3 protein-coding genes and 1 pseudogene are annotated in these 2,661 nt (G+C 50.2%); 2 read left to right on the top strand and 2 right to left on the bottom strand.

Annotated features, from left to right (window positions below; genetic code table 11):
* Both DBR23_RS17605 and DBR23_RS29370 read right to left on the bottom strand, forming a co-directional pair.
* Window positions 1-330: pseudogene (locus DBR23_RS17605) on the bottom strand (ParA family protein); the annotation flags it as partial.
* Window positions 327-761 carry a hypothetical protein gene (locus tag DBR23_RS29370; protein WP_146191359.1) on the bottom strand — a complete coding sequence of 145 codons (435 nt, stop codon included), beginning with the start codon at window positions 759-761 and terminating at the stop codon, window positions 327-329. The pseudogene DBR23_RS17605 and the gene DBR23_RS29370, both read right to left, overlap by 4 nt.
* A 238-nt stretch (window positions 762-999) precedes the next feature.
* On the opposite strand from DBR23_RS29370, the gene mobC reads away from it, so the two are divergent.
* Both mobC and DBR23_RS29365 read left to right on the top strand, forming a co-directional pair.
* Window positions 1,000-1,740, top strand: coding sequence for a plasmid mobilization relaxosome protein MobC (mobC, locus tag DBR23_RS17600; protein WP_108499104.1), 741 nt, complete (start codon window positions 1,000-1,002; stop codon window positions 1,738-1,740).
* On the top strand, window positions 1,724-2,661 hold a 938-nt coding region (locus tag DBR23_RS29365), incomplete at its 3' end, for a relaxase/mobilization nuclease domain-containing protein (protein WP_158276468.1). The genes mobC and DBR23_RS29365, both read left to right, overlap by 17 nt.

Genomic DNA, 2,661 nt, shown 5'->3' with positions numbered 1-2,661 from the left:
AGCCTGAACCTTTTTTTCCTTCAGGACTGGCACGATAAACAAATCGATTTCTTCATGTGATCCGTCAAACTGTTGCATCATTTTCATGAAATCTTCGACGTTAGATGCTCCAACGTCAATGATTGCTTCGTCCAGCATCATGATCGCGTCGATCAGCGAGCCAAACTTTTTGCCGCGTAGTTTTTCAACCTCTACACCGGAGGCATCTGCCCCCGCGTTGATGGACTCAACTGAGTAAACACGAGCATTCGGCATTCGCGGTTTTAACAAGTGCGCGGCAATCGTTGTCTTGCCAACATTGCCGCTGAAATTCATTACAGCAATTTTCATTGCGAACCTTTCTTCTGTTGATCTTTATGGATTTTAGCCAAACTTTCGAGGTCTGGTGTGCTTTTAATAATAGCGTCAAGAATACCAGGATCTGAACGAGGTTGTTCAGTTGGGGTTTCTTTGGCGCTAACCGGTACAGAGACCGTAGACTGTACCGCTTGGTTAGATGGTATTTGATTCTGCTTTGAGCTAGTGACCTTGCGGCGTTTATTCCGTTCGCGGTATAAATATTCGTTGAATGCCGCAGGTGTAAAAATGATCCCGTGTTCATTCAAAATAGCAAGCACGCGTGAACGAGGCGCGCCGCTTAGAAGGGCTTTTTCGATGGAATCGAAGTGAGCACGGAATAGGGCGGCTTTTGACTTGATTGAGTAGTCTTCTGCTAAGGCAGCAAGTGCGGCACTGGGATCGGTGGGCGCGGGCTTATTCATGGGCCATCATGGCATTCAAGGAAGATTTGTTGATTAGACGTTGATCTAGCGATGCAATGTGTAATTTTGTGTTGTTATCGTGTTTTCGCCTCCGCGAAAAGTGTTTGATGTTTGTTGATTTGTCGGTGACTGCGCACCGATGTTTGTTGAGATTTAGCGGCTCGGGTGGGGAAGGGTGTAGAGGGTGAATTTAGTGAATGCAGGATACGCGCTAGCGCCGGTCGGGTTTTGTGCCACAATGACCGAATCGCTGTTTTCGGTCGTTGTGAACCCGATGCCTCCCCACCCTCCTACCATTACTGCAGAGCCACAACCCAAAGGGGAGGGCTCGTTTGATGCCCTATATCCTGTTTTGAAGTCCCGTGTCTCGCCTTTGGAGGCGGAACAGTTTCGAGCTATTGCCAAAAAACACGGGGAGAAGCCTGGCACCCACTTAAGAAAGCTCATTCAGGCTTATCTCATGTGTGAGAGTCCGGCGGCTCTGCCAGCGGCTCTGCCAGATGCGGAGCAGAAAAAGCCTTACTGGGCGACTCCTGTCAAGCTGGCCCAATCTACGAGAGCTGCTGCGGCCGTTGTTCCTGCCCAGGTAGGTTCGAAAAGATTGGAGTTTCGGATACCTGAATTCCTCAAAGCTGAGGTGATGAAACGAGCTGAGATTGAAGGGATGAATTCCGCGCAATGGATATCATCATTGGTTCAGTCATCGCTCATGACAATACCCGTTATGACCGATAAAGAAGTCGAGGTAGTAGGCTGGGCGAATCGCGAGTTGGCTGCTGTGGGCCGCAACCTCAACCAGATTGCGCGCAGTATGAATAGGGCTGAGCTTGTCGGAGAGAATTTCAAGAAGGACGAGATATTGACTCTTGAGGGAATCCGAGAAGTTGATTCAAAGATCAAAAAATTAAGGGCAATGCTCTTGCGATTGGTGGCTGCTCGACATAGAGCATGGGGTGTAGAAAATGACCCAGCTAGTTGAGCCCTTAGTTCAGGAGACCGGCGATCCTGGCAAGGTCAAGTCCAAGAAAAATAGCGCCAAGGATTTGAAGGCTGGCGCTGTTCGAAAGCACAAGAAGAGGGCGGCTGGAATTGCTGCTGGATCTGCCGAGGTGATGGTTAAGATTTCCAGTTACGGAAAAGGGGGAGGGCATGTCAAAGCCCACCTGATGTATATAAGTCGGCATTCCAATGCAGATGCAGAGAAGATTGCCCTTGAGAATGACAAAGGGCAATTATTCGATACGGTGGATGACGTAAAGGAATTATACGAGCATTGGTCAGCTGAGATTGATGCAAATAAGCGAGCTGGAAAGGATAATCAAAGGGATACCATGCACATGGTTCTCTCCATGCCCGGCAAGGCTGATCCGCTCGCTATACGTCGTGCTGTGAGAGATTTTGCGGCGGATAATTTTGGTGCAAATCATGAGTATGTATTTGCCCTTCATACCGACACCGATAATGACCACTGTCACTTGGTCGTTAAATGCCGCGGATTTGATGGCAAGCAACTGCGAACCACTCCGGAAAAACTCCAGCAATGGCGTGAATCGTTTGCAGAGCGTCTGCGCGAGAGGGGAATTGACGCGGAGGCCACCCCACGGCAAGTCCGAGGCGTTGTGCGCCGAGCTGATAAGCAAGTGTTCAGGCATATGGACCCTCAGCGGTCGCACGTGCTGCAGGCACGTGCTCAAGAGGCTAGGGAAGCGCTCCAGGCCGAAGCAGAGGGGCGACAGATCGAGGCAAGCCCTTGGGACAGTGATGTGAAGACCTGGCAGGGCAAAACGAAGGCTGAATGGTTGCGGCTTGTGAATGATCTGCGCACGCAGCCCACCGCCTTAAAAACGAAGGATGGAAAGGAACTTAGCAATGACCCAATCGACTACAGCAGGATCAACCG

This window comes from Acidovorax sp. HMWF018, from assembly GCF_003061035.1.
In the GTDB taxonomy this organism is placed as follows: Bacteria; Pseudomonadota; Gammaproteobacteria; order Burkholderiales; family Burkholderiaceae_C; genus Acidovorax; species Acidovorax delafieldii.
The sequence above is the reverse complement of the archived record's forward strand: the minus strand, read 5'-3'. Positions and strand labels throughout refer to the sequence as shown.

Coding starts and splice junctions, on each gene's coding strand:
- DBR23_RS29370 (WP_146191359.1), bottom strand. CDS start 761: ATGAATAAGCCCGCGCCCACCGATCCCAGTGCCGCACTTGCTGCCTTA.
- mobC (WP_108499104.1), top strand. CDS start 1,000: ATGACCGAATCGCTGTTTTCGGTCGTTGTGAACCCGATGCCTCCCCAC.